At 48.8% G+C, this 22,311-nt stretch carries 27 protein-coding genes and 3 pseudogenes; 14 read left to right on the forward strand and 16 right to left on the reverse strand.

The annotated features are described in order from the left end of the window. Nucleotides 1-436, forward strand: a pseudogene (locus tag ABNS04_RS09755) (EamA family transporter); the annotation flags it as partial. Between the two features lie 21 nt (nt 437-457). On the opposite strand, the gene ABNS04_RS09760 reads toward ABNS04_RS09755, so the two are convergent. Beyond that, nucleotides 458-1,312, reverse strand: coding sequence for an NAD(P)-dependent oxidoreductase (locus ABNS04_RS09760; protein WP_272978221.1), 855 nt, complete (start codon nt 1,310-1,312; stop codon nt 458-460). 118 nt (nt 1,313-1,430) lie between these two features. On the opposite strand from ABNS04_RS09760, the gene ABNS04_RS09765 reads away from it, so the two are divergent. Beyond that, complete coding sequence (locus tag ABNS04_RS09765) at nt 1,431-2,060, forward strand: DUF502 domain-containing protein (protein ID WP_272978222.1); 630 nt, start codon at nt 1,431-1,433, stop codon at nt 2,058-2,060. Here the strand turns inward: ABNS04_RS09765 and ABNS04_RS09770 are convergent. The 4 genes from ABNS04_RS09770 to ABNS04_RS09785 form a co-directional block, all read right to left on the reverse strand. Continuing rightward, nucleotides 2,057-3,130: a diguanylate cyclase gene (locus ABNS04_RS09770; RefSeq protein ID WP_272978223.1), complete on the reverse strand. Its 1,074-nt coding sequence runs from the start codon at nt 3,128-3,130 to the stop codon at nt 2,057-2,059. The genes ABNS04_RS09765 and ABNS04_RS09770 overlap by 4 nt on opposite strands. Before the next feature lie 28 nt (nt 3,131-3,158). Then, nucleotides 3,159-3,401 (reverse strand): hypothetical protein, encoded by a 243-nt coding sequence (locus tag ABNS04_RS09775; protein WP_272978224.1) that lies wholly within the window; start codon nt 3,399-3,401, stop codon nt 3,159-3,161. Nucleotides 3,402-3,534: 133 nt separating this feature from the next. Continuing rightward, nucleotides 3,535-3,738, reverse strand: a complete 204-nt coding sequence (locus ABNS04_RS09780) for a hypothetical protein (RefSeq protein ID WP_006955033.1) — start codon at nt 3,736-3,738, stop codon at nt 3,535-3,537. Between the two features lie 39 nt (nt 3,739-3,777). Beyond that, nucleotides 3,778-4,068 (reverse strand): hypothetical protein, encoded by a 291-nt coding sequence (locus tag ABNS04_RS09785; RefSeq protein ID WP_006955032.1) that lies wholly within the window; start codon nt 4,066-4,068, stop codon nt 3,778-3,780. Nucleotides 4,069-4,206: 138 nt separating this feature from the next. On the opposite strand from ABNS04_RS09785, the gene ABNS04_RS09790 reads away from it, so the two are divergent. Further along, nucleotides 4,207-4,488, forward strand: coding sequence for a hypothetical protein (locus ABNS04_RS09790; RefSeq protein WP_006955031.1), 282 nt, complete (start codon nt 4,207-4,209; stop codon nt 4,486-4,488). Nucleotides 4,489-4,558: 70 nt separating this feature from the next. Then, nucleotides 4,559-6,034: a dGTPase gene (dgt, locus tag ABNS04_RS09795; protein ID WP_348671396.1), complete on the forward strand. Its 1,476-nt coding sequence runs from the start codon at nt 4,559-4,561 to the stop codon at nt 6,032-6,034. A 27-nt stretch (nt 6,035-6,061) separates the two neighbouring features. On the opposite strand, the gene ABNS04_RS09800 is transcribed toward dgt, so the two are convergent. Further along, nucleotides 6,062-6,841, reverse strand: a complete 780-nt coding sequence (locus ABNS04_RS09800) for an HAD family acid phosphatase (protein ID WP_272978226.1) — start codon at nt 6,839-6,841, stop codon at nt 6,062-6,064. A 400-nt stretch (nt 6,842-7,241) separates the two neighbouring features. On the opposite strand from ABNS04_RS09800, the pseudogene ABNS04_RS09805 reads away from it, so the two are divergent. Continuing rightward, a pseudogene (locus ABNS04_RS09805) lies at nt 7,242-7,334 on the forward strand (VOC family protein); the annotation flags it as partial. Between the two features lie 22 nt (nt 7,335-7,356). Here ABNS04_RS09805 and ABNS04_RS09810 read toward each other — a convergent pair. Further along, nucleotides 7,357-8,616, reverse strand: a complete 1,260-nt coding sequence (locus ABNS04_RS09810; RefSeq protein WP_272978227.1) for a M23 family metallopeptidase — start codon at nt 8,614-8,616, stop codon at nt 7,357-7,359. A 463-nt stretch (nt 8,617-9,079) separates the two neighbouring features. Between ABNS04_RS09810 and ABNS04_RS09815 the strand changes: the two genes are divergently transcribed. Further along, nucleotides 9,080-9,406, forward strand: a complete 327-nt coding sequence (locus ABNS04_RS09815; protein ID WP_272978228.1) for a hypothetical protein — start codon at nt 9,080-9,082, stop codon at nt 9,404-9,406. A gap of 19 nt (nt 9,407-9,425) precedes the next feature. Here the strand turns inward: ABNS04_RS09815 and ABNS04_RS09820 are convergent, their stop codons facing one another. The 7 genes and pseudogenes from ABNS04_RS09820 to ABNS04_RS09850 form a co-directional block, all read right to left on the reverse strand. Beyond that, on the reverse strand, nt 9,426-9,914 hold the full coding sequence (locus tag ABNS04_RS09820; RefSeq protein ID WP_272978229.1) for a chemotaxis protein CheD: 489 nt from the start codon (nt 9,912-9,914) through the stop codon (nt 9,426-9,428). Between the two features lie 16 nt (nt 9,915-9,930). After that, entirely contained in the window at nt 9,931-10,980 is a 1,050-nt protein-coding gene (locus ABNS04_RS09825) for a chemotaxis response regulator protein-glutamate methylesterase (protein WP_272978230.1), read from the reverse strand. Beyond that, nucleotides 10,980-11,816, reverse strand: a complete 837-nt coding sequence (locus ABNS04_RS09830; protein ID WP_272978231.1) for a CheR family methyltransferase — start codon at nt 11,814-11,816, stop codon at nt 10,980-10,982. The genes ABNS04_RS09825 and ABNS04_RS09830 overlap by 1 nt, the downstream gene beginning before the upstream one ends. Beyond that, nucleotides 11,791-12,303, reverse strand: coding sequence for a chemotaxis protein CheW (locus tag ABNS04_RS09835; protein ID WP_006955021.1), 513 nt, complete (start codon nt 12,301-12,303; stop codon nt 11,791-11,793). Before ABNS04_RS09835 ends, ABNS04_RS09830 begins: the two co-directional genes overlap by 26 nt. Before the next feature lie 11 nt (nt 12,304-12,314). Beyond that, the gene (locus tag ABNS04_RS09840) at nt 12,315-13,592 is read right to left on the reverse strand and encodes a methyl-accepting chemotaxis protein (protein ID WP_337878019.1); all 1,278 of its coding nucleotides are present in this window, start codon (nt 13,590-13,592) and stop codon (nt 12,315-12,317) included. A 105-nt stretch (nt 13,593-13,697) separates the two neighbouring features. Next, nucleotides 13,698-13,964, reverse strand: a pseudogene (locus tag ABNS04_RS09845) (MCP four helix bundle domain-containing protein); the annotation flags it as partial. Nucleotides 13,965-14,051: 87 nt separating this feature from the next. Next, nucleotides 14,052-15,158, reverse strand: a complete 1,107-nt coding sequence (locus ABNS04_RS09850) for a methyl-accepting chemotaxis protein (RefSeq protein WP_348671400.1) — start codon at nt 15,156-15,158, stop codon at nt 14,052-14,054. An 87-nt stretch (nt 15,159-15,245) separates the two neighbouring features. On the opposite strand from ABNS04_RS09850, the gene ABNS04_RS09855 reads away from it, so the two are divergent. From ABNS04_RS09855 to ABNS04_RS09865, 3 genes are all read left to right on the forward strand, one after another. Beyond that, nucleotides 15,246-15,863, forward strand: coding sequence for a response regulator (locus tag ABNS04_RS09855; RefSeq protein ID WP_272978789.1), 618 nt, complete (start codon nt 15,246-15,248; stop codon nt 15,861-15,863). A gap of 79 nt (nt 15,864-15,942) precedes the next feature. Next, nucleotides 15,943-16,674: an EAL domain-containing response regulator gene (locus ABNS04_RS09860; protein ID WP_272978788.1), complete on the forward strand. Its 732-nt coding sequence runs from the start codon at nt 15,943-15,945 to the stop codon at nt 16,672-16,674. Nucleotides 16,675-16,835: 161 nt separating this feature from the next. After that, complete coding sequence (locus ABNS04_RS09865; RefSeq protein WP_348671402.1) at nt 16,836-17,735, forward strand: hypothetical protein; 900 nt, start codon at nt 16,836-16,838, stop codon at nt 17,733-17,735. On the opposite strand, the gene ABNS04_RS09870 is transcribed toward ABNS04_RS09865, so the two are convergent. Next, complete coding sequence (locus ABNS04_RS09870; RefSeq protein WP_348671403.1) at nt 17,727-18,059, reverse strand: response regulator; 333 nt, start codon at nt 18,057-18,059, stop codon at nt 17,727-17,729. The genes ABNS04_RS09865 and ABNS04_RS09870 overlap by 9 nt on opposite strands. A gap of 384 nt (nt 18,060-18,443) precedes the next feature. Here ABNS04_RS09870 and csrA point away from each other — a divergent pair, with 384 nt between their 5' ends. Beyond that, entirely contained in the window at nt 18,444-18,611 is a 168-nt protein-coding gene (gene csrA, locus ABNS04_RS09875) for a carbon storage regulator CsrA (protein WP_006955013.1), read from the forward strand. Here the strand turns inward: csrA and ABNS04_RS09880 are convergent. Beyond that, on the reverse strand, nt 18,532-18,906 hold the full coding sequence (locus ABNS04_RS09880; protein ID WP_348671406.1) for a hypothetical protein: 375 nt from the start codon (nt 18,904-18,906) through the stop codon (nt 18,532-18,534). The two genes, csrA and ABNS04_RS09880, sit on opposite strands and share 80 nt — an antisense overlap. Before the next feature lie 77 nt (nt 18,907-18,983). Here ABNS04_RS09880 and ABNS04_RS09885 point away from each other — a divergent pair, with 77 nt between their 5' ends. The 4 genes from ABNS04_RS09885 to ABNS04_RS09900 all read left to right on the forward strand — a co-directional run. Beyond that, nucleotides 18,984-19,520, forward strand: a complete 537-nt coding sequence (locus ABNS04_RS09885) for a sigma-70 family RNA polymerase sigma factor (protein ID WP_272977804.1) — start codon at nt 18,984-18,986, stop codon at nt 19,518-19,520. Further along, nucleotides 19,517-20,194: an anti-sigma factor gene (locus ABNS04_RS09890; protein ID WP_272977805.1), complete on the forward strand. Its 678-nt coding sequence runs from the start codon at nt 19,517-19,519 to the stop codon at nt 20,192-20,194. Before ABNS04_RS09885 ends, ABNS04_RS09890 begins: the two co-directional genes overlap by 4 nt. An 82-nt stretch (nt 20,195-20,276) precedes the next feature. Beyond that, nucleotides 20,277-21,851 (forward strand): DUF4331 domain-containing protein, encoded by a 1,575-nt coding sequence (locus ABNS04_RS09895; RefSeq protein ID WP_272977806.1) that lies wholly within the window; start codon nt 20,277-20,279, stop codon nt 21,849-21,851. Between the two features lie 15 nt (nt 21,852-21,866). Beyond that, nucleotides 21,867-22,311 (forward strand): Ig-like domain-containing protein (locus ABNS04_RS09900; protein ID WP_348671404.1); only part of this gene is annotated, 445 nt, incomplete at its 3' end.

Raw genomic sequence — 22,311 nt, forward strand, 5'->3', positions numbered from 1 at the left:
TGAATTTAACCCATTTGCCGTCGCGGCGTTACTGGTGGCGGGGAGCTTGGCCGTTAATAACCTACTGATCAAGAAGCTACCGCGCGAGCACGGTATTTTACAGACCTTGTTCCTAACCAATCTGCTGGGGCTTCCAGTCGGGATCGCGATGGCAATTTGGGAAGGTGCAGTGTTTGAATGGCAACGTATGTTATTTGCCACCGGCTCAACACTGTTTATCATGATTTATGCTGCTACCTGTATCTACGCTTATCGGGCGGTCGATAGCGCAAAAGTCACCAGCGCCGAATATACAGGCCTGATTGGCGCCGTTGCGATTGGTATGGTGTTCTTCGCTGAACAGCCAGGGCTAAACTTCTACATTGGCTCAGCGATGATTGTTGCGCCACTGATATGGCAAAGTTGGGCGTTGCAGAAAAAACCAGCGACTTCTTAACCGAAGTCGCCGGTACACCTGTTATTCATACAGCTTGGCGACCACCGTCATGTTCCATTCGCCCAACTGTTGCTCTTGCGCCTCATTAAACACCGTGCGTGCTGCTGAGGTCATGGGCGCCACTTGGTCGGCTGCTTGCAAACAATAGCCTAGATCTTTTTCAATCAAATCAACCGGAAACTGAGGAGCATACGCTTCGCTTACCATGGATTTGCGCACGATACCTGCGGTTTTGCTCCATACCGGTGTCGTCGATACCGCCTCGAGGATCGCATCCGGGTCTTGCCCTTGTCGCTTCAGCATGCCAATCAACTCTGCAATCGTCGTTACTTGAATACCCATTAAGGTGTTAGTCACTAATTTGGCAAGCGCGCCAGAGCCCATCTCACCGGTGTGATTCACTTTTTTACCCATCAGTGATAACACCGGCTCGGCACGTTTTACCAAATGGGCATCACCGCCCACTAAATAGACTAACTCTGCATTCTGTGCCTGCGGACGCGAGCCTGATACGGGCGCCTCAATTAGCTGTTTACCTCGTTGTTGAGCGTGCTGTGCCAGCTCTTTTACCCAATCCACTGACAAGGTAGAGCTCTCAATCGCAATCGCATCCTTATCCATGCCTTTAAAAGCGCCGGTTTGCTCATCCAACCAAACTGCCGCCGATGCATCATCATCGCGCACCATCGCAATCACGAGTTCGGCGCCTTGTGCTGCCTCAGCCGGTGTATCAGCCCATTGCGCGCCTTGTTCAAGCAACGGCTCAGCTCGGGATTCAGTGCGGTTCCAAACCGTCAGAGAATGTCCGGCATCAATGAGATGCTGCGCCATGCGAATACCCATCGCACCCAAACCTAAAAATGCAATCTGTGTCATATTTACACCTTAATATTTGCCAAAACGAGCTAAGTAGTGTCAGTGTACTACGTATAACGAACGATTTTGATTAGCCATTAGTATCGAATGGTCTACAAATTAAGGAAGTCACCCAATTATGAAACGTATTTTCCAATTCCTCCTCAAAGGGTTAGCCATTTTGCTACCGATTATTGTCACCATCATGTTAGCGCGTTGGTTGCTCGTCACAGTGGAGACATGGTTGAGTCCGATTTGGAAAGCCTTGTTAGGCGAGAGCTATTACTTTCCGGGGCTCGCGTTCGCTAGCTTTCTATTACTTGCAGTACTCATTGGCTTTACCTCGCAATGGTCGTTTTTGCAGTCTATTTGGCAATTACCAGGCAAGTTGATGAATAAGTTACCCCTCCTGCGCAACTTATACGGCACCATTAACGATGTGTTCGATATGATGCAGGGCAAAGACTTTGCCGATGAGTCGGTCGTGCTAGTGACGATGCCGGGCAGTAAAATGCAACTGCTCGGTATCGTCACCAAACGCAGTGATAAAAAAGCCAAGGACAATAACGATAAGTTAGTGAATATCATGCCAGACGACCACGTTGCCGTATTCCTACCAATGGCTTACAACGTCGGTGGCTATATGATTATGGTGCCAAAAGAGTGCGTTCAATCGATCGATATGAAGCCGGCTGACGCCCTGCAATTGACAATCAGCGCGGGGCTTGGCAAGAGTCAGGGCAACTTCAAATCAGATGAAAATGACTAAGAGGTTCGTTGCTGAGCTTTGTCCCGATACATCGCTTCATCAGCGCGAATCAAAACATCTTTAACTGTGTGTTCGGATGCATTAAAAACAGCTACGCCAATACTCAGTGAGGGTTGAATCGTCGCCGTGCCCCAATGTAAAACGCGATGTTCAATTTTTTGGCGCAAGCAATCAGCGAGACGTTGTGCGCTATCCTCATGCTTTACACGATGCATAATTACAATAAATTCATCGCCCCCAACTCTTGCAACTACATCGGTCATACGCACGCCATTCAAAATTTCGTTAGCGACCAACTTAAGCAATTGATCGCCTGCTTCATGCCCGTAGGTATCATTGACTGCTTTAAAACCATTTAAATCGATATTCAATACGGCAAACGACTGACGTTTATAACTGTCTGCAGTCAGCTGATTTAGGTGGTTCATCGTATATCGACGGTTATACAAGCCGGTCAGTTCATCCTCGTGCGCAAATCGACGCACCACGCGATATGAACGCCATAAGGCAAAAACGGCGGCGAAAATCAGTAAACCCAGTGAAATCAAACCAATACGCAGTGCCAACAGCTGTCGAGAGAGATTTAAAGGAACACCGCGATCAAACTGGGCCCCGACAATCCATTCACCATTAGGGATATTAATCGAGGTTGTGAAGTCGGCATTTTGAAAAATCTGCTTGTCGCCAAAAAACACCTCGCCGTTGTCCCCCTCTGCATCAACACCTCGAATAGCAATAGGCGCGTTAGACAACGCAGAAAAGCCCGACACGCGCATGAGCGATTGGTAGTCGATAACAACACTGATACTGCCCCAATAGTCCTTATTTTGGGGATAGTCGTTGAAAACGGGGAATCGAGCAATCACCGCCATCCCACCTTGCACCAACTCCAATGGCCCAGATAGAAACACGTCTTGTAATTGGCGCGCCTTAAGCACCGTTCGGTACTGTTTAGGTACGGTTCTAAAATCAAGCCCTATCGCTTTCTCGTTACCTTTGGGTGGGTAATTCAATAAAATGACGTCATTAGGCGCAATACCCACGTTCCGAACATGAGTCGACTTACCCATTAATTTTTTACCAAGCGAGGTCCAATTTTCAATCGCAATCTGGGGGGTCAATGGTGATAACGGTGGCGAGGCTATCGGCCAAGAAGACATCGCGAAAAAGTTCGGCTTCTAACTTTGATTTTGCCAACGAGACCACTTCGCGTAGCCGCTCGTTTTGTTTGGTCTGCTCGCGCTCTTTTAACAAACCGACGATGATATCAGTCGCTTGTATCACGGCGAGCATGTAGACAATAAAAATGATGATACTAACTATGTACTGCTGTTTCTTCACACCGGCACCAAATGCTCACCCAAGTTTCGATTATTTTGAAGCATACGTTTAAAACTGCGACTGATGCCTTTATAACAAAAATTATTACAATGAGTAAAAGGTTATTTTAAAGTTACTTTAACTCACTCGCCTCCTACTCGTGTTCACGAGCAGTCGACTTATTTTTAAATAGAATATAGCCGATGAGCGTTATCAACTGCACCAACATGTAGCCCGCCATCGTTGGGAAAGACCCATCGGCCAGCACCACCATGCCAAAAATAATCAACGGAAAACAAACAACAAATAGTTCAAACAAAGCACGTTTTACCCACGCACCCTTTTCCTGGTCAGCCATACCACCTCTCCACAAGCCATCATCACTAACAGCCCTAAATTAATAGCCTTTAAAGTAACCCGCGATTTCTTCACCTCGTTCATGTTCGCTTTGCGCTAAAAACAATTGATAGAGGTTTTGCTTAATCAACTTACGTCGAAGCAAAAATATATTAACAGAAATGTAAGCCGCGAGGGTGACCGCCGTTAAAACAGGCAGCAAAATCATGAAAGTAATCAGTGGTAAAGGGTAGACACTCAGAGTAAGTACGCAGCACAGCGCTACAGAAACGAGCATCAGCTCGCCTTTTATCGCATTAAGCGCGACCATTAAAATTTTTAAATTCAACATACGACATTATTATTGTTGTAATCACACAGACCATTGTAAACATCGCGTAAATAGTTGAGCGAGCAACCAGATCGTGTTTACATTAAAATAACAATCATCCATATTGTAGGAACAAGATTACAAAATCAAGGACGTCCAATGAAAAAAGTCATCTTCGTATTTGCACTGCTCGCCAGTCTATCAGCTTGCGAAAGCCATCAAGCTGAGCCATATCAAAAAGACCGCTCGGTCGAGTCTCGAGATGAATACAACGGTTTCGAAGGCATGGATCAGTACCAAAAAGATGAACTCGAGCGGATGAAAACAGATAAATCTGAAGCCTGCCAACAAGCACAAATCGACCTTGCCAAAGCGGAAAGTGAAGGTGATGCAAAACGTATCAAACGTCTAAAAGCGCTGGTAGAGGACGTATGCAACTAATCATCGATGCTTGCTTCGCGTTAAGCGGGCTGATAAAACGGGGCTTTAGTCGTTTAACTGCGGAGTCACCGTGAATTTAGCCCGTCTCGTCACCCGAATGAAAGCCGACCGCCCCTACTCCCGCCACGCGGGGAACTGGGTCATTGCAGCCGAAAGTGATCGCGGTCGGATTATTAATTCGGCGGCGGTACGCCGTTTGCAACAGAAAACACAAGTTTTTCCGCTAGAACGCAACGCAGCGGTACGTAGCCGTTTAACGCACTCACTCGAGGTCCAACAAAATGGGCGTTATATTACGCGCGAGATAGGTGAGCGGCTCAAACAAGGTGGCCACTTTGAGACGTTAACAGAACAAGGCTCTTCACCCCATGAACTATTTCGAGTGATGGAGAGCTGTGTCGAAATGGCGTGTATCATGCACGATATCGGCAATCCGCCTTTTGGTCACTTTGGCGAGGCAGCAATCAGTAGCTGGTTTGCGACGCATAATGATGAACTATTTGCCAATTTCGATGAACCGGATGCCGCCGATATTAAAAATGAATTGCAGAGTTTCGAAGGTAACGCCCAGGCGATTCGTTTAATTCACTCACTCATGGGTCTAAATCTGACGTACACCCAGATCGCGGCGGTTTTAAAATACACACGCTTAGCGAGCCAGCCGAAGCCCAGTAAAAATGACCCATTGAGTTATTTGGGCAAAAAGCCCGGCTATTACTTAGCAGAGCAACAACTTATTAAAGATCTCTATCAGGTGCTCGAGCTTCCTCAAGGGCACCGCCACTTCCTAAGCTACATAATGGAGGCGGCCGACGATATCTCTTACGGCATCGCGGATCTTGAGGATGCCGTCGAAAAACACGTTCTTAACCGCGAACAAGTTGCCGAAGGCATTCGAGAACACTTCAGCCGCTTAGGCGGCGACCCCGACCAAGCCGAACTTTTGTACAACGGTAAAGCGATTTCAGTAAACGACATTTTAAAAAAAGCCAACCAATACGCGGCAAACGATAGCATTGATACCGATAATCAGTTTTTTATCTGGCTACGCGTCTACATCCATAATATATTGGTCAATCACGCTGCGCAGCGCTTTATCGACAACTTTGACGCTGTAGTTGATGGTCACTTTAATCAGGCTTTACTGGAGGATGACAGCTCTGCTCACCGGCTTAGCGAAGCGCTGCAAAACCTCGCCCTCAAACGAGTATTTAATCAACCCGAAGTCGAGCAACAGGAGCTACGCGGTCATACCATTATTCTCGGCTTACTCGATATCTATGCCCCGTTACTCAAACTCTCTACGGAAGACTTTCAAGGGCTGGTGCGTGAAGAGGCTAAAATACAACGCGCTTACCCACTAGCAAGCCGTTTATGTCATAAACTATCAGGTAAACACGTGCGCGCTTATGTCAAAGCAACCGATGCCGACGTCTCGCCACTTTGGGAACGCTACTATCGCTGTCGCTTAATTCAAGATTATATTAGCGGTATGACCGACCAGTTTGCATATGATGAATATCGTTCACTGCGCGTTATCGATTAAACGACAGAGTCGCGCGTAATGCGCGACCTACCACGAGCCGTACATCGGATTAGGTAAAATAACGATATCCTTGCCAAAGCGAGGCAATAAGGCGCTCGGATCCGCAGACGCTTGCGTAGTTTGCGCAATATCTTCAATATTGTCGCCTACTTGCATCACGATGTTATGCGGCTGTGACCATTCGGCGACCGCCTCATCAGAAGGGTTATAACAATCAACATCGCCGGTCATTAGCTGTTGGCGACGCAGATCTTTGTCATTCACAATCTGCTGACCATCGACCGCGTCCTTGTCCGCTTGGCTACGCCCCATCAGGCACGTATTGTCAGTGTTAATCGGCAAGCCCATGGCTTCAAGATTTTGCCAAGTATAACTATCCAATTGCTTGTTTCTATTGGTAACCAACGCGACTTTGCCTCCCGCGCTCACCACGGACGTAATAAAGTCACTCGCTCCTGGCACCAGTTTCGCCTGTTTACTTTTGACCCACTGATTCCAGCTTGCTGTCGAGTACGATTGCCCCGATTGACTCAGCATCGCTTGATAACCGCTGTTATCCAGCACCGTCTCGTCGACATCCATCACCACAACCCAGTTTGTCGGTAGCTCACGCTGCATAAGCTGTAACGCTGCGTCTCGGTATATGGCTCGAGTGATGAGTGGGTATTCTTTGCTTTGCGTTTGCCACTTTACTGACGGAGGCAAAACGGCCGACGCCGAGCTTACCTCGTGGTTTGGCTTTGTACTACAGGCACTCAATAAAGTTAGACTTAAAGTGGTTACCAGGGCCGTTACAGTTAGTTGCACAACATTCTCCTTTTAGAAAAGCGAGGTCGCATTATCCACCGAGCAAAAATCTAGCGCAATACAACACGGTTACGTCCAGCCTTCTTGACGCTGTAAAGATTTTCGTCAGCACGCTTTAATATCGCCGCAGCAGTATTATTTTTCGCACGCACCGTGGCACCCAAGCTATAATACCGCTCGCGACTTTAACGGTCGAGAGGAGCAACGCAGGTAACCAGAGCGGAAATAAACAACCAACAAATAACCAAACGAATGCGGGTATCACCCTTATTTAGCGTTGTAAACTTCTTTCAATATGGCGCACCACGCGCGAAATACGACTAGGCAGCTGCGGACCTTTGCGCGTTACACAGTAGATGGGTTCAGCCACAGGCTGTGGTAATCGATGAATGAGGTAATAATGAGCAACGTATTTCCCAGAACTTTCTCACATATTGGATTGTCTGTTCCCGATCTCGATAAAGCGGTAGAGTTTTATACTGAAGTACTCGGTTAACCTACAGCGATGGCGCTTACTAAGGCGTCAAGCTGGCCAATTGACTGTCAGAAGATTTAAGTTGTGCCAGCTGTTGCTTGAAGCCCTCAAGCGCGGAACCTTGTAACCGCGCTTGAGCCGGTGCTTTGATATCGAGGGGATTTATAGCGCGGCCATGACGATGTACTTCGTAATGCAAATGTCGCCCCGCGGAGAGACCGGTTCTACCTAAATAGCCAATCACATCCCCTTGTTGAACGTGGTCACCGGGTTTGAGCCCTTCAGCAAAACCATTCAGATGCGCGTATAAAGTCTCATAACCATCACCGTGATCGATGACCACCGCATTACCAAAACTACCGTATCGACTCGCGCGCTTAACCACGCCGCGACCCGCAGCCATGATAGGGGTGCCAATAGGGGCACTAAAATCAATCCCTTTGTGCATCCTATCGTAGCCCAACACGGGATGATGACGATTACCATAATACGATGATAGACGCGCACCATTAAGAGGTGTTTTCAACAAGAAACTCTGTGCTAAACGGCCATCGGGGAAATAAAACGAGCCCTTGTAGCGAATTAAACGATAGTCCTCTCCAGCATTAGTAAACCGCAAATAAGTCAGTAGTAGCGGGTTTTGTAAATGGCTGAAAAGCGGTTTAAAACTCACCACCTCCGTGCGTTCAAAGCGCACTTCCATCAAATCGCCGGGCTGCACCTGGCGCTGAAAATCAACGAAATGCGAAAGCGCCATCACTGAGCTGTTGATCACACCATTAGGTATTCCATTTTGTTCGGCATCTTGATATAGGCTATTGTGGATCACCAAGTCATGCTCTTCGGCCAATTGCTCGGTTGGCACATGCAATAGCTCGACATGCCACTGACCATCAATATAAGTGGCTTGCACCAGCTCGCCATACTCACGCGCCAAACGAATACGATGTTGACCCGGAGCGGGCTGTGCGACCGCAATATTGACACCGACTTGCAGCCGTCCTAAGTCAATCACAGATTCAGCCGCCATCGCCAATAACGCAACCTGTCGTTGCGAAATACCCTGTTTACCCAGCAAGGTCGTGAGGTTCTGACCCGGGGCTAATGTCACTAGCGTCCCCGAACGTGAGCCACGGATCGTATTGGTGGGAACTTGCCCATAATCGGCGTCAAGCTCGGCAGAAAAAGGCGTGATCGGTTGGGGAATAGATGCGGATTGGAATGACGGGTGAGGGTCATCAACTAACCAAACACCTAATAACGTCACAATCGCTACAAGTAGGATCAGTTTACGATTCAAAGGCGAATTCCCGTGCATCTTGATTCATTCTAGCCACCGACAGCAATTTTAAGGCGTGACAAAATACCATCATTGCCATAACGCGACAAGTCAACGAGCAGGCGTTTACAGAACCTAAACTCAAGAACTTGACGACCTTTGACGTCCACTTGTGTTTTATAGCACTTTATATAGCGAGTCTTTTTTTTAATGTTTGCTATAGTAAAGTGTGCTATGTATATTAGTTCACCCTTTGACTAGTAGAGCTTTCTCTACTGGATCGTTTTCTCGTTGCTTGCACACTGGGTATGTTACAATGATACTAATAATTACTGCGTTGCTCCTAATAGCCTGCACGCCACTACTCCATGCTATTGCGCACCAACGACGTTATAGCGTTAAGTATGGAGAGCTCCGTTCAGGCCTCGTTTCGAACGTTATTCTTGGTTTACTCATCCTCGTGGTCATTTTGGCGATCGTGAACATGAGCTCGGTGACTGAAGCCTTTGTCACCGACAGTGGTATCGGTATTGGTCTTTTAGTATTGGCCGTTCTCTTGCTCGGTTATTTAATCGCTGAGTCGATATTAGTCAAAGGTTCATTTGATGAGCGAACAATAAGCTACTCCACCCCCTGGCGTAAGCCGCAAAGTGGTCAATGGAGTGAGCTTAAAAGTGCGCGTTTTTCATCATTAACCGGTCGTTATATTTTGAAGTTCGCCGACGGCACCGTCATTCGTATCTCGAAGTCAGTCGAGGGGCATGGTTGGTTACTCGACTTTTTAGCACGACGCAATGTGATCGTTCGTTAACGTTATTCAGTTCGAGGCCTCAACAGGCCTCGAACTGCACTTCACACTCACCATTCAGTAAGTTCAAACGCACTTTTCGATAACCGAACTCGCCTACATCCGCTTCCTTAATGTTGACCCCATACGCAAGTAATGCCTGAAAGGCTGCCGTAGCATTTTTTTGCCCCACTGGGCGTAGCTGTTCTTCGCCTAAAACGCTGCGCATGCGCTCACCGGCGGTCAGTTGACCACCGCCAAAAATGCGCCCGTCGAACTGACTAAGTTTTAAATTCCGTTCCTCTGCCAACTGAGCAAATAATGCCATTGCTTTATCGCAATAGCGTGCCGGCGCATTGTCTGGCTCATTAGTCGGTTGTGTTGGCAACACAAAATGGCACATGCCTCCGTACCCCGATTGCGGATGCCATAACACGGTAGCCACACAGGAACCCAGTAAAGTAGCAATCTTACGAGGGCCTCGACCAAAAACCAGCTCGCCACTATGTATCACTTCTTGCTTAATGTTCATGGTCTTCACTCCTTGACTAGCAGACATTCAAAACCGCTTGCGGCAACTGTGCCAGCGGTAACTCTTTGGCGACAGCACCTAAGTCATTAGCTGCTTTAGGCATGCCATACACCACGCTGCTGGCTTCATCCTGACCAAAGGTCATCGCACCCGCTTGGCGCATCGCCAACAGTCCCGCAGCCCCATCATTGCCCATCCCGGTTAAAATCACACCAACCCCATTCGCTCCCAAGTACTGCGCGGCCGAACGAAACAGCACATCAACCGATGGCCGATGACGCGATACTAGCGGTCCCTGTTTTACATCCACATGATAGCGGGCACCGCTTCGAGCCACGGTCATATGAAAGTTACCCGGTGCAATCAGCGCATGACCTCGCAATAGCGAATCCCCATGTGCCGCCTCTTTAACCGCAATGCCACACAACTGGTTCATCCGCTGCGCAAAACTACGAGTGAAGTTTTCGGGCATGTGTTGCACGATCACGATCGCTGGGCAGTCGAGCGGCATCGCCTCCAAGAAACGTTTAATCGCCTCAGTACCTCCGGTTGAAGCCCCAACCACAATTACTTTTTCCGTCGTTTTTGCCATCGCAGCACTGCGTGGTTTAAAGGTGGCTTTGACCGCTGGTGCGGCGGCTTGTCGCTTGAGCTTTCTCAAATCCGCCTTGGCAGCGGCGCGTACCGCATCAATAAAACGAACCTTAGCATCACGCAAAAACTGTTGTGTATTGAGCGTTGGCTTCTGAATAATTTCGACAGCACCATACTCAAGCGCTCGCATGTGTGTCTCATTGTTGTCACCTACAAGCGTCGAACAGATCACCACCGGGATAGGCCGTTGCGCCATGATTTTTCGTAAAAACGTCAAACCGTCCATGCGCGGCATTTCAACATCTAAAATGATCACATCCGGTACACAATGACGAATAATATCAACCGCAGCAAAAGGTTCGGTTGCCGTCCCGACAATGTCGATATCCGTATGTTCGGCTAAAATTTCGCTAAGTGTCCGTCGTACCAGCGCCGAGTCATCAACGATAAGTACTTTAATTGATCCAGCCATTAAATAACTCGCTTATAAGCACTGGGGCTTAACTGCTCAAATTGGTTGCGCTCAGCGGATATCCCCTCCGATAAACCAAGAAAGAACACGCCTCCCATGACCAGTTGTTGACGAAATAGGTTGAGCAACCGAGCGCGCTGTGCCGCGTCAAAGTAAATCATCACGTTGCGACAAAAAATCACGTCAAAGAGTTTAAATTGACTAAAATCACCCGTAATAAAGTTAAAGTCACTAAAGCTAACTCGACGTCGCAGCGCGTCCGACACCTTAATAAGTTGCTTGCTCGAATCTTTACTGCGAAGTAAGTAACGCTTGCGTAATGTCTCCGATACGGGCTCTATTCGAGCACTTGGATAAATCCCCCGCTGGGCTTTAAACAAACACTCTTTCGAGATATCCGTTGCGGTAATTTGATAGTCCACATCACCATGCTGGCGAGCAAACTCCTCCATCACCATTGCAATGGTGTACGGCTCTTCACCAGAGGAGCAGCCGGCACTCCAAATACGCAAGGGTCGTCCCTTTTGCACCAGTCGCGGAAGCTGATCCGTCAGCACTTTGAAGTGCGCGGGTTCACGAAAAAAGCCCGTTTTATTGGTGGTCAATGCATCAATCATACTCAGCACGTCATCCTGTGTGCCACGTTCAGTCACATAGTCGATATAATCACTCAGACTGCGCGCCTCACTGCGTGCTTGAAGTTTTCTAAGACGCGCTTCGATCAAGCTCTTTTTGTGGGCCGGTAATTGAATACCCACCTGTGTATCGATAAAACGCGCCAGCTTTTGATGCGCGGTCGGTGTCAACGTATCAGCTGTCGACTTCGCTAGACTCATCCACGCCCGCTCCCATCAACTGCACGGCTTGCGTGACCGCACTAATCTCATCACCGGAAAATACGCGCGCTAAATCAAGAAGAATAATAAAGTCATCCTCTTGGCGCGCGATCGCCTCGATATAATCCGTATTAATCTGATTGCCTAAACGCGGCGGCTTGTTCAAACACGCCTCATCAATTTCCATGACTTCACACACCCGATCCGCGAGTAGACCAACAGCCACCTGCTCGTCTCCCAACGCGATATCCACAATAATGATACAACTATCAATGGTCAGCGGCTGTTGCTCCAGACCAAACAAAGCGCGCAGATCAACCACCGGCACCACTTGTCCACGCAAATTGGTAACGCCCAATAAAAACGCCGGTGTACGTGGTACCGCCGTAACACGACGGTACTCCAGTACTTCCTGAATATGACTTATCGTCAAACCAAAATGCTCTTCATGCAGGATAAATGAGAGAATCTGTTTCACTGCAGACATATTGCCTCCCATTAATAACGCACAAACTCGGTGTCGTCGCTTAAGTCAATGGCAAACCCAGGCTCTTGCTTCGCACGCGGCTCAGCAGCAGACTTTTTACTCCCCGTCGAATTTGCCTTTTTACTCGCGCTCGGTTGCTTTTTTGCGACCGCGTGTTGACCACGAGCTTGTTCGTCAACAACAAAGAACTCCATCGCTGAGTTCATTTGCTCAGCTTGCGCAGACAGCTCTTCTGCCGTGGCCGCCAGTTCTTCTGCCGCAGCCGCCGACTGTTGTACCACTTCATCCAACTGCTGCAGGGCTTTATTGATTTCGCTAGCGCCCTTATCTTGCTCGAGTGCCGACGCGCTAATGTCTTGAATCAGGTCCGAGGTTTTAGTGATATTAGGGACTAACGCAGTTAACATCTCACCGGCACGTTCGGACACTTCCAAGCTATTGCGTGATTCTTCCACGATCTCGCCGGCCGCAACCTGGCTCCGCTCGGCCAACTTACGCACCTCGGCCGCCACAACCGTAAAACCTTTGCCGTGTTCGCCAGCACGTGCAGCTTCAATCGCCGCGTTTAATGCCAAGAGATTTGTTTGGCGCGCGATTTGCTCAGTTTGTTTAGCATTGTCGGCGCTATGACCAATATTTGCGGTCATTTGCTCCATCGAAGACGATATCTCCTCCAGTGAAGCCGCTTGTTCGGTTGCCCCTTGCGCCACCTGCTGGCTAGTACTTGATAACTGAATCGAACCCGACGACACGTTACCCGCCGACTCTTTCACTTCGCCAACAATACCGCGCAAGCGATGATTCATATTACGAAGCACGCCATATATGTCGGAGTCACTCGCTGCATTAGAAAAGTTCTGATTAAGGTTACCGTTGCCAATAATTTGTGCGATTCGGCTGACCTCGTTAACGCGCAGAACCACAATTGCAGCCGCGATCACACCCAGAATAATGGCAATAATGACCGACGTGAGTAATACCGCCCGGGTTTGCTGATAATCAGCATCCGTCTGTGCTACCGCACGCGTCATCTTATCGTTACTACTGGTTACTAACTGTGCTAATTGAGTCTGTGCCTCAGCAAGTATCTGCGCGCCCTCGCCTGTCAATAAATCAAAGGCACGGTTATTGCCGTTTTCTTGGCTAGTTGTGGCTAACTGTTGTAAGTGACCTTCCAGGCCATTCAGTTTATCCGTGTATTGCTTGACCGCCGCACTCTCTGGGAGCGAACGAAGCAACATCATGATTTGTTGCAAGTTATCATCAATACGGCTTTGTAGACGAACCATGGTCGATTGTTGTTGTGCCAAGATCACCTCTTTCTGAAGCGCCTGAATATCACCCAACGTCACTAACAGCACCCGTTGTTGCTCAAGTGTAAGGTTGAGTTGGCTAATACCACCTTGTAACTCATCGACTAAAGGACTGATTTGTTCATTAGAAATTGCACGCGCACGCACGTTCGAGTTAAGCAGAGAAAGTGACATGACTTGATCAACTATCGCGCGGTAACGAGTGAGACTTTGCTCAATCACCGTGAACTCATTGAGCTCTTCTGCAGACAGCAATGGTTTTATACTTGCAGCTCGCTGCTCCATACTTGCGGCTTTGGTCAAAATATCATTTTTGAGCTGCTGCATCGCCGTTGCGTTGCGTTGCGTTCCAAAATAAAGCTTTTGGCAAGACTCGCAAGCTCTTGCATATCCCGCTCTAGGCGCGCCGACTTTCGCGCTTGCTCGGCCGACCCATTAACCAGACGGGTCATTGAGCTGTTGATACTGTCTGTCGCTCGTAGCCCTTGAAAGCTGGTTAAAATGAGCGAGGATCTGGCTCACGCGATCCTGAAACTGCAAGTGGTATGTGACATCGGCGATAGTACTATCGATTTGACTCTGGCAATCCAATAACACCTGTGTGTCATTATCCATGCTGGTAAGGCCGCTTTTTACATCCGTCAACAACCCTTCCAATTTGGCTTTCAGCAGTTCGCGACTGTCTCGCGCGGCGGCAAATTCAGCACGCACCATCGAGCTCAGGCTATATATCGTGCTCGAAAACTCAGATACCGAGTGGTCGATACTCTCACCCACTTGTGCCGAGCGGTTCGCCAAAACGCGCACTTCATCAGCGACAACCGAGAAGCCACGTCCGGCATCGCCCGCGCGTGCCGCTTCAATGGCTGCATTAAGCGCCAAGAGATTAATTTGCTCAGCAATTTTGGTCACTTCGGAGGATGAGCTCGATAAAGAGGCAAGCCGACTATCGATCCCCGCGAGTGCGTCAATGACCTGATGTTCGTGCTGTGAAGCCTGTTCAAGCTTGTGCCAAAGATCGCTAAACGCACTGGATAATCCGCGCAATACTTGCGTAATGGTTTGATGCCTATCGTTGACCGACGATTCATCAATAGAGTCAGAAACATCAGATAAAAGCTGATGTATTTGTGCAAAGTTTGCGCTTAACGAGTTACCTGAAGTGTCAATATCCGTCTGACAGGCCTCGAGCGTACTCAGCATGTAGCCCAACGCTTCTGACAATCCAGTCTCATAACCTTTAAGTGCATCGTCACTGATTTGAACCGCCCTTAAAGCCTGGTTCTCTTCTTGCAGTTGCTTTATTCGCTCAACGTGCTGCAAGCGGTTGATACTGTCCTGTTCCATCAGCCAAAAGAGTGACACCAACGCGACCCCTGCCAGCATGAGAACCAATGCCGAAGTTAACGGCGCAGTAATAATCACCGCAGCGATACCACCACTTAAAACCACTAAAAATAGAATGCGTCTAATCATCATAGGATTTGCCCCATTTCGTATGCTAGGCAATAGTACTGAGCACAGTGCACTTGTCCTACTCATGAAAATACCTATTTTTTAAAATCTTTAGGGGATGTTGCATCGATGTTGTATACTTGCTAAAAATATGTCGAACACCTGCAATTAATCATGCAGCAGACCGTGTACATCGTGGACGATGATGAGCTCATTCAAGAGTCATTGATGTTGGCTTTTGAACAGCAAGATTATGCCGTTGCATGTTTTTCGACGGCAAACGAATACCTTACGCACTTGGAGCAGCACACGTTGGCAGAGCATTCGGCATTAGTATTGGATTTAAGCCTACCCGATATGCATGGGCTGGAAGTACAAAGCCGTTTAGCCAAACTCGGTATGAGCTTGCCGATTATTGTATATTCGGGCACGGCAGATGTTCCCCATACCGTACAGGCACTGACCCAGGGCGCGTATACGTTATTACAAAAACCGGTATCTATAACCACCCTCATCAAGACGGTACAACAAGCCATTGATGCTTTTTCGGCGACCCAAGTACAGCGTCAACGTGTCAAAGAGGCAACAGAACAGATAAGTAAGCTCTCCAAACGCGAACGCGATGTGGCGAAGCTCGCCGCCCAAGGGTTCTCAGCACAAAAAGTCGCTGACACGCTTTTTATCAGTCCGCGTACCGCAGAGGCCCATAAGTCGAATATTTTTACTAAACTCGACATTAACTCAGTGGCGACCTTGGCCCAGTACTTCGCTCTAGCCGAAACGCACGACTAAAAATCGGTATTTCCACGAATACCGTAAAGGCAAAGCCCGCTCTATTATCAGATTATCTTAATAGGGAGTTTATGTGGCTATGTCTCACGCACTAACGGACCGCGTATTGATTCTTGATGACCAAGTCTTTATTGGCGAAACCGTCGTGCGTATGCTGGGCGAATGCCACTATGAATCTGAATTCACTACTCAGCCGAGCGAGTTTTTTGGTTGGGTGGCAAGCGGTCGTTTTTCTCACCTCATCATCGATCTTGTGATGCCCGAAATGAACGGTGAACAAGTCATCATGATGTTAGCTCGGATGAAGTGTAAGCTGCCGATTATCATTATGAGCGGCGGTGAGTCCAGCCTACTAAAGTCGGCAGCCATCGCGGCACAAGAACAAGGACTATGGGTCTTAGGCACGCTCACTAAACCGTTTTTTAAAGACGCCTTATTGGCGATGCTTGAGCTTAAGCGTCGTCAAACCGACCGGACGCCCCCATCAGGCAACCGCGCAGCTCAATTTGATGCCGTCGACATCAAGTTCGCACTCTCACGACATCAATTTTACTGTGTATATCAACCCAAGTTGAATCTCATCACCGATGAAGTGGTCGGTTTTGAGTGCCTATTGCGTTGGGAGCGACCCGATTACGGATTAATACCACCGGACCTGTTTATACCCAAAGCTGAAGCAACGGGTGTCATCGATACCCTGACCTATTTTACGATACGCGAATCACTCGCTTGGTTAGCTCGATTACAGTCAGTCAGTGGTAACTCGGCGATCACCATGGCGATTAATCTGTCGGCATTATCAATACCCTAACGCAGTCCCATGAATCTCACCAGATTACGCGCACAACGATTGAGCTCGCACAATCGCTCAATTTACAAGTCGTCGCGGAAGGGGCAGAAGACTATGAAACCATTGATAAGCTGAAATCACTCGGATGCCAACAGGTACAGGGATTCTATCACGCTAAACCCATGTCAGCCGCCCAAGCCGAGCATTGGTACCTGCGCAAACTCAGCAATGAAACAGCGCGGCGAACCCGTGTGTTTGATACACTCGCAGCCAATGACTCAGTGCGATTTGGTTATGTCACCGAGTTTATTCATGAATTTCTGGGGTTTGAAATCGTGCTCGTGTCGTTACTCGAGAAACGCACGGTCTATTTAAAAGCCCCTATTGGCCTTAATGTTGAGTGCGTTGCGGTTGAAAATAGTCTTTGTCTACATGTGATGAACAATAACGATATCACTGTATTTGAAGACTTAAGGCAACTCCCCGAGGTGACTAAAGGAATGCTATCATCCATGCGTGAGCGGGTGCGCTTTTACGCTGGCTTTCCATTTTGGAGTGCTAACAATCTATTTATTGGGTCCGTTTGCGTGATGAATTCGCAACCGCATCAACTGAGTCAGCGGGAGTACCGCACCCTGTCACAGCTAGCTCGGCTTGTAGAATTTGACATAGCCCACTCATTAATTCCGCGAGAAAGTGAACAAACCAGCTTGGCATTTTCATTCAAACGACTTAATCGCATCACCGATATCGCTCGTGATCTGAATCTTAACGTGACGCTGATTCGCGTTACGTTTGCGCACCCAGGCGCTGAAATCAGCTCCATGGAAGCGTTAAGTCAACGTATTCGTCCTTGGGATACGCTCACGCGCTTATCGGACAAAGCGGTTTTACTCACACTCCAACATCGGGCGTCACATGTAGACATTGCCGACATTTGTCAGCGCGTTTTTGCATTCAACAGTGCTTCAGCGGGACTGCTACAGGTTGAGGCTGAGACCTTTAATGCGAGCAGTATCGCCCATATTCAGACCATGCTGCTTGCACTGAAACCCCAACCACTCACGGGTCTATTAACTTAGTAAATGCCTATTAATCAGCTGAATGAGCTGATCATGGGTGTAAGGCTTGGTCAGAACATCGACCGCTTCATGGTTGGAAAAGTCGTTATAGCCACTGGTTAACAACACTGTTAGGTGCGGATAGTGGGTATCACAATGGCGCTTCAAATCAAAACCAGAGACCCCACCGGGCATCACCACGTCGGAAAACACTACATCGAACTGATCGTCCTCTGCGAGGATAGCCAGTGCTTCTTGACCATCCCGAGCAGTCGCGACTTCATGGCCGAAACGCATTAATGTTTTAGCCGTTGTTTCAAGTAGCAAGTCCTCATCTTCGACCACCAGCAAACGACCTTGAGATCGATCCGACTTAACCGGTGCTTGTTCTAGTTCAGCCGCTGCCAGTACCTTTATCGATAAAGGATTTAAGCGTGCGTAACCCGCTGCGAGTAAATTGGTATGGCTTCAATTCAAAAATCTCACTACAAACACGGCATCAGTGCCTGATTTTTATTTTATAAACCGAAAACGAATCTTTCGCACCTGTTTTTGTCGGGTTAAGTCAACATTTAGTCGTGTGACTTTGATGAAACATACCTCGTAGTTTACTGTTAGGCGTTGTTTGACGTCAGTTGACACATTAACCGCTTTTTACTCATATAGTCGTAAACTTATAACGTGATCTTGCATATAGTGATAAAACAAACATTCAACTTTTAGGTGGCTATGCTGATATTAAGCCGAAAAATTGGTGAATCACTGATTATCAATGACGAAATCAAAATTATTGTGGTTAACGCGACAGAAAGGCAGGTCACATTGGGCATCGAAGCACCGAAAGAAGTGCCCGTTCACCGCGAAGAAGTGTACCATGAAATAAAAAACACGACGTAGCGTGCGCATTTTGCGCACGGGGCAAATCTGATGTCGCGCATAATGCGCGACCTACGGTGGCGGTGATATCCACCATCGGCGCACGGGACGATGCCGGTAATGTCCACCACACCGGCGTAGCGTGCGCATTTTGCGCACGGGGCGATCCGTGTGTCGCGCCAAAGGCGCGACCTACGATGGTGGCGGTATCCACCATCGGCGCACGGGGCAAATCTGATGTCGCGCCAAAGGCGCGACCTACGATGGTGTTCATATCCACCATCGGCGCACGGGGGGGATCTGCATGTCGCGCCAAAGGCGCGACCTACCGCGGGCTTTTGGGTTGATTCTTTGCTATGTTGTTATTTGAATGTTAAATACAATTGGGCATATATGACTGAATACGAACTTTCACACGCGTTGCATCGCATCGCGCTGGGCGACAGCTCTGCGTTTGAGCGATTTTATCAAGCTACGTCCCCAAAGCTAATGAGCGTGAGCTACGCAATTCTTAGGGAACGTGCGCTCGCAGAAGAAGCACTTCAAGATACTTATTTAAAAATTTGGCATGCCGCCTCGGATTACCGCAGTGATGCGGGGTCGGTTATGTGCTGGATAACCAGTATGGTGCGCTACCGCGCAATCGATATGCTGCGAAACGCAAATCGCCAACCATTTACCAGCAAAGATATCGAGCAATTACTCGATCAACGCGCCAGCGACAGCCTCCCAACAGCAGCGCCCGATGCCGATAAGCTGGAAAATTGCATGTCGGATCTAGACGGTACACAGCGACAGTCTATTCACCTTGCGTTTTTATACGGTTTGAGCCACCGCGAAGTCAGCGATTATCTCGGTGAAGCCTTAGGCTCAATCAAAAGTTGGATACGTCGTGGCTTAGATAGCTTGAAGAGGTGTTTGCAATCATGAATTACCAAAATGATACACTGATCGATACCCTCGCTCACCGCTATGTTATCGGTCTCATGCGAGGCCAGGCACGCGTTCGCTTTCGTTACCTCATTAGCCAGCACTCGCGCATTGCTCAGCAAGTGACGCTTTGGGAACAGCATCTTAATGGACTTACCGAGCAACTGAGCCCGATGAAGCCCCGACCTCAAGTTTGGCAAAAGATACAGCAAACATTATTTAAGCCATCCCAAAATAGCGCTCCTTTTTGGCGTCTATTTGGTGGTTTGGCGGCAGCCACCGCCGCGGTACTGATGATCGTGGTTGTGCAACTACAAACCCAAACACCCGAGGCGCCTCCGAGTGAACGTATCGCGCTGATTCAAAGCGAACAGCAACGTACGTTGTGGGTACTCAATGTGAAGCCCGACAAAATTCAAGCCACCGCTCAGGCGAACGTTGAAGCACGTACTGATAAAGACTACGAGCTTTGGATGTTGCCGAAGGATGGGAGCGCGCCGGTGTCACTCGGTTTGTTACCCGAATCAACACAGCCAACGGCATTGAATCCACCGGCTGAATTTCAGTTAGCTCGCGTCGGAGCGCTTGCAGTCAGCCTAGAGCCAACAGGCGGTTCCACGACCGGAGCGCCTACGGGGCCGGTCCTCTACACAACAGATATTATAACTTTGTAAAAAAAATTTAGATTTTTTGCATCCAAAGCCCTCTCTGGTTCGGATAGGTGATGAATACCTATAAAAACCAGAGAGGGTTGTTATGAAAAACACAGCATTTAAACACTCAGCGCTTGCCGGCGCTGTCGCTCTAACCGTATCGGCCGTAGGTGTGGTAACCAGCCTAGATGCGAATGCGTCGAGCCACCGCGAGGCACCGAATATTTCGCGCTTTCCTGCGCTTGATTCCACTGACTTTTATCTGTTTAACAGTTATGAACCAGGGCGCGAAGATTACATCACTGCCATAGCCAACTATGTACCCTTACAGGATGCTTATGGCGGTCCAAACTACTTTGCCATGGATCCAGCCGCCGTCTACGCGATCCATTTTGACAGCGACGGTGACGCTCAAGAGGATTTAACCTTTGAGTTTCGCTTCGACCACACCCTGCCTAATGGGGGCGTTAAGCTGCCAGTGGGCGATAAAAATGTCAGCGTACCGCTGAAGTTTATCGGACAAGTTTCGGCAATGGACCAAAGCGCACTTAACTTTAACGAACAGTACAGCGTTAATGTCGTTAGCGGTGGCCAAATGTCGGGGATGTCGTCGCCGGTAACCTCGACGGGCGGCGCTGAATCGTTCACCAAGCCCATTGCATTTGTGGGTGAGAAAACCTTTGGCAGTGCCTCTGGCTACTCTGATTATGCCAACCAATATGTTTACGAGATCAATATCCCCAACTGTTCTGCGCCCGGCCGTTTATTTGTCGGTCAACGCAAAGACCCGTTCGTAGTTAATCTGGGTGAGACCTTTGATTTGGTCAACTATGTGCCTATCGAAGCGGGCGCCTTTCCGGGCGGTATCGAACAAAGTGATGCTAATGACGATTTAGCAGACAAAAATGTGAATACTATCGCACTTGAGTTACCGAAAAGTTGTGTCACTGGCAACGGTAATGGTGTCGTAGGAGCATGGACCACTGCCCATGTGCCCCAAGCGCGTCTGCAAAACCCAAATGCGAACTTCGAAAAGCCCGAAGTGAACGGCGGTGCGTTAGTGCAGGTCTCACGTTTAGGTGCGCCACTGGTGAATGAACTCGTTATTGGTATCGACGATAAAGACACCTTTAACTCAGCACACCCCAGCGACGATGGTCAATTTGCCGACTATGTGACACACCCGACGTTACCGGTCATTTTAGATGTATTGTTCAACGAGCCGGTGAACGCCACTTTAGGAACCAACATCGATTCACTCGCACCGAGTAATTATCCGCGTACCGATCTCGTTGCCGCGTTCTTGACCGGTTTTGAAGGGGTCAACCAACAAGCGACCGTTACCGCTTCCGAGATGTTGCGTTTGAATACTGCTATTCCAGCGACACCGGCCGACCAACAGTCCGCCTTTGGCGTAGCCGGGGATGATTTAGCAGGCTTCCCAAATGGACGTCGCCCAGGAGATGACGTGGTTGATATTGCTTTGCGTGTCGTCATGGGAGCGCTTTGCCACGACATCCCAGTCAACGGCGAGCCCACCAACCTCGGATTCTGTACGCCCGATCAGGCACCCGTGGGTAACGTACCGTTTACCGATGGCGCGCCAATCGACGCGAGCTACGTGGATACGCAATTCCCTTATTTAAAAACCCCCATTGCAGGTTCACCAAACCAGTAAGCTGAGGAGGGATACATGATGAAGAAACTACATACACTCTCGCTCGCAGCCGCTACGGTGCTTCTTGCCAGTTGCGGTGGTGACAGCGATGACAACTTGCCGCCCGCTGCGCGTGACGCTAATTACAGGGTCGAGGCGGATACCACGCTAATGGAGCAATTGAAAGGCTTCGACGGCAACGGCGACGAATTGACCTATTCGTTGGCTTCAGAAGTCGACGTCGGTGAGCTTTCGGTCAGCCCAGATGGTTCTTTTAACTACACGCCGCCAATGGAGTATACCGGCACCGCGATGTTCAGTTACAGCGTCTCTGACGGTGAGTTCAGTGATACCGGTGATGTCATGATTACGGTTGAAGCACAAACCGTGTCGACGGCAGCCTATGTGCGCGATGCATTTAATCAAGATGAGCGCGCACAGCCACTATCAGTCAATGGTCGTGAGTTTACTGACGATGTGG

The organism is uncultured Idiomarina sp. (genome assembly GCF_964010655.1).
Taxonomy (GTDB): Bacteria; Pseudomonadota; Gammaproteobacteria; order Enterobacterales; family Alteromonadaceae; genus Idiomarina; species Idiomarina baltica.

Coding starts and splice junctions, on each gene's coding strand:
- ABNS04_RS09760 (WP_272978221.1), bottom strand. CDS start 1,312: ATGACACAGATTGCATTTTTAGGTTTGGGTGCGATGGGTATTCGCATG.
- ABNS04_RS09765 (WP_272978222.1), top strand. CDS start 1,431: ATGAAACGTATTTTCCAATTCCTCCTCAAAGGGTTAGCCATTTTGCTA.
- ABNS04_RS09770 (WP_272978223.1), bottom strand. CDS start 3,130: ATGGGTAAGTCGACTCATGTTCGGAACGTGGGTATTGCGCCTAATGAC.
- ABNS04_RS09780 (WP_006955033.1), bottom strand. CDS start 3,738: ATGGCTGACCAGGAAAAGGGTGCGTGGGTAAAACGTGCTTTGTTTGAA.
- ABNS04_RS09785 (WP_006955032.1), bottom strand. CDS start 4,068: ATGTTGAATTTAAAAATTTTAATGGTCGCGCTTAATGCGATAAAAGGC.
- ABNS04_RS09790 (WP_006955031.1), top strand. CDS start 4,207: ATGAAAAAAGTCATCTTCGTATTTGCACTGCTCGCCAGTCTATCAGCT.
- ABNS04_RS09815 (WP_272978228.1), top strand. CDS start 9,080: ATGAGCTCGGTGACTGAAGCCTTTGTCACCGACAGTGGTATCGGTATT.
- ABNS04_RS09820 (WP_272978229.1), bottom strand. CDS start 9,914: ATGAACATTAAGCAAGAAGTGATACATAGTGGCGAGCTGGTTTTTGGT.
- ABNS04_RS09825 (WP_272978230.1), bottom strand. CDS start 10,980: ATGGCTGGATCAATTAAAGTACTTATCGTTGATGACTCGGCGCTGGTA.
- ABNS04_RS09830 (WP_272978231.1), bottom strand. CDS start 11,816: ATGAGTCTAGCGAAGTCGACAGCTGATACGTTGACACCGACCGCGCAT.
- ABNS04_RS09835 (WP_006955021.1), bottom strand. CDS start 12,303: ATGTCTGCAGTGAAACAGATTCTCTCATTTATCCTGCATGAAGAGCAT.
- ABNS04_RS09840 (WP_337878019.1), bottom strand. CDS start 13,592: ATGGTTCGTCTACAAAGCCGTATTGATGATAACTTGCAACAAATCATG.
- ABNS04_RS09850 (WP_348671400.1), bottom strand. CDS start 15,158: ATGAGTAGGACAAGTGCACTGTGCTCAGTACTATTGCCTAGCATACGA.
- ABNS04_RS09855 (WP_272978789.1), top strand. CDS start 15,246: ATGCAGCAGACCGTGTACATCGTGGACGATGATGAGCTCATTCAAGAG.
- ABNS04_RS09860 (WP_272978788.1), top strand. CDS start 15,943: ATGTCTCACGCACTAACGGACCGCGTATTGATTCTTGATGACCAAGTC.
- ABNS04_RS09865 (WP_348671402.1), top strand. CDS start 16,836: ATGTCAGCCGCCCAAGCCGAGCATTGGTACCTGCGCAAACTCAGCAAT.
- csrA (WP_006955013.1), top strand. CDS start 18,444: ATGCTGATATTAAGCCGAAAAATTGGTGAATCACTGATTATCAATGAC.
- ABNS04_RS09885 (WP_272977804.1), top strand. CDS start 18,984: ATGACTGAATACGAACTTTCACACGCGTTGCATCGCATCGCGCTGGGC.
- ABNS04_RS09890 (WP_272977805.1), top strand. CDS start 19,517: ATGAATTACCAAAATGATACACTGATCGATACCCTCGCTCACCGCTAT.
- ABNS04_RS09895 (WP_272977806.1), top strand. CDS start 20,277: ATGAAAAACACAGCATTTAAACACTCAGCGCTTGCCGGCGCTGTCGCT.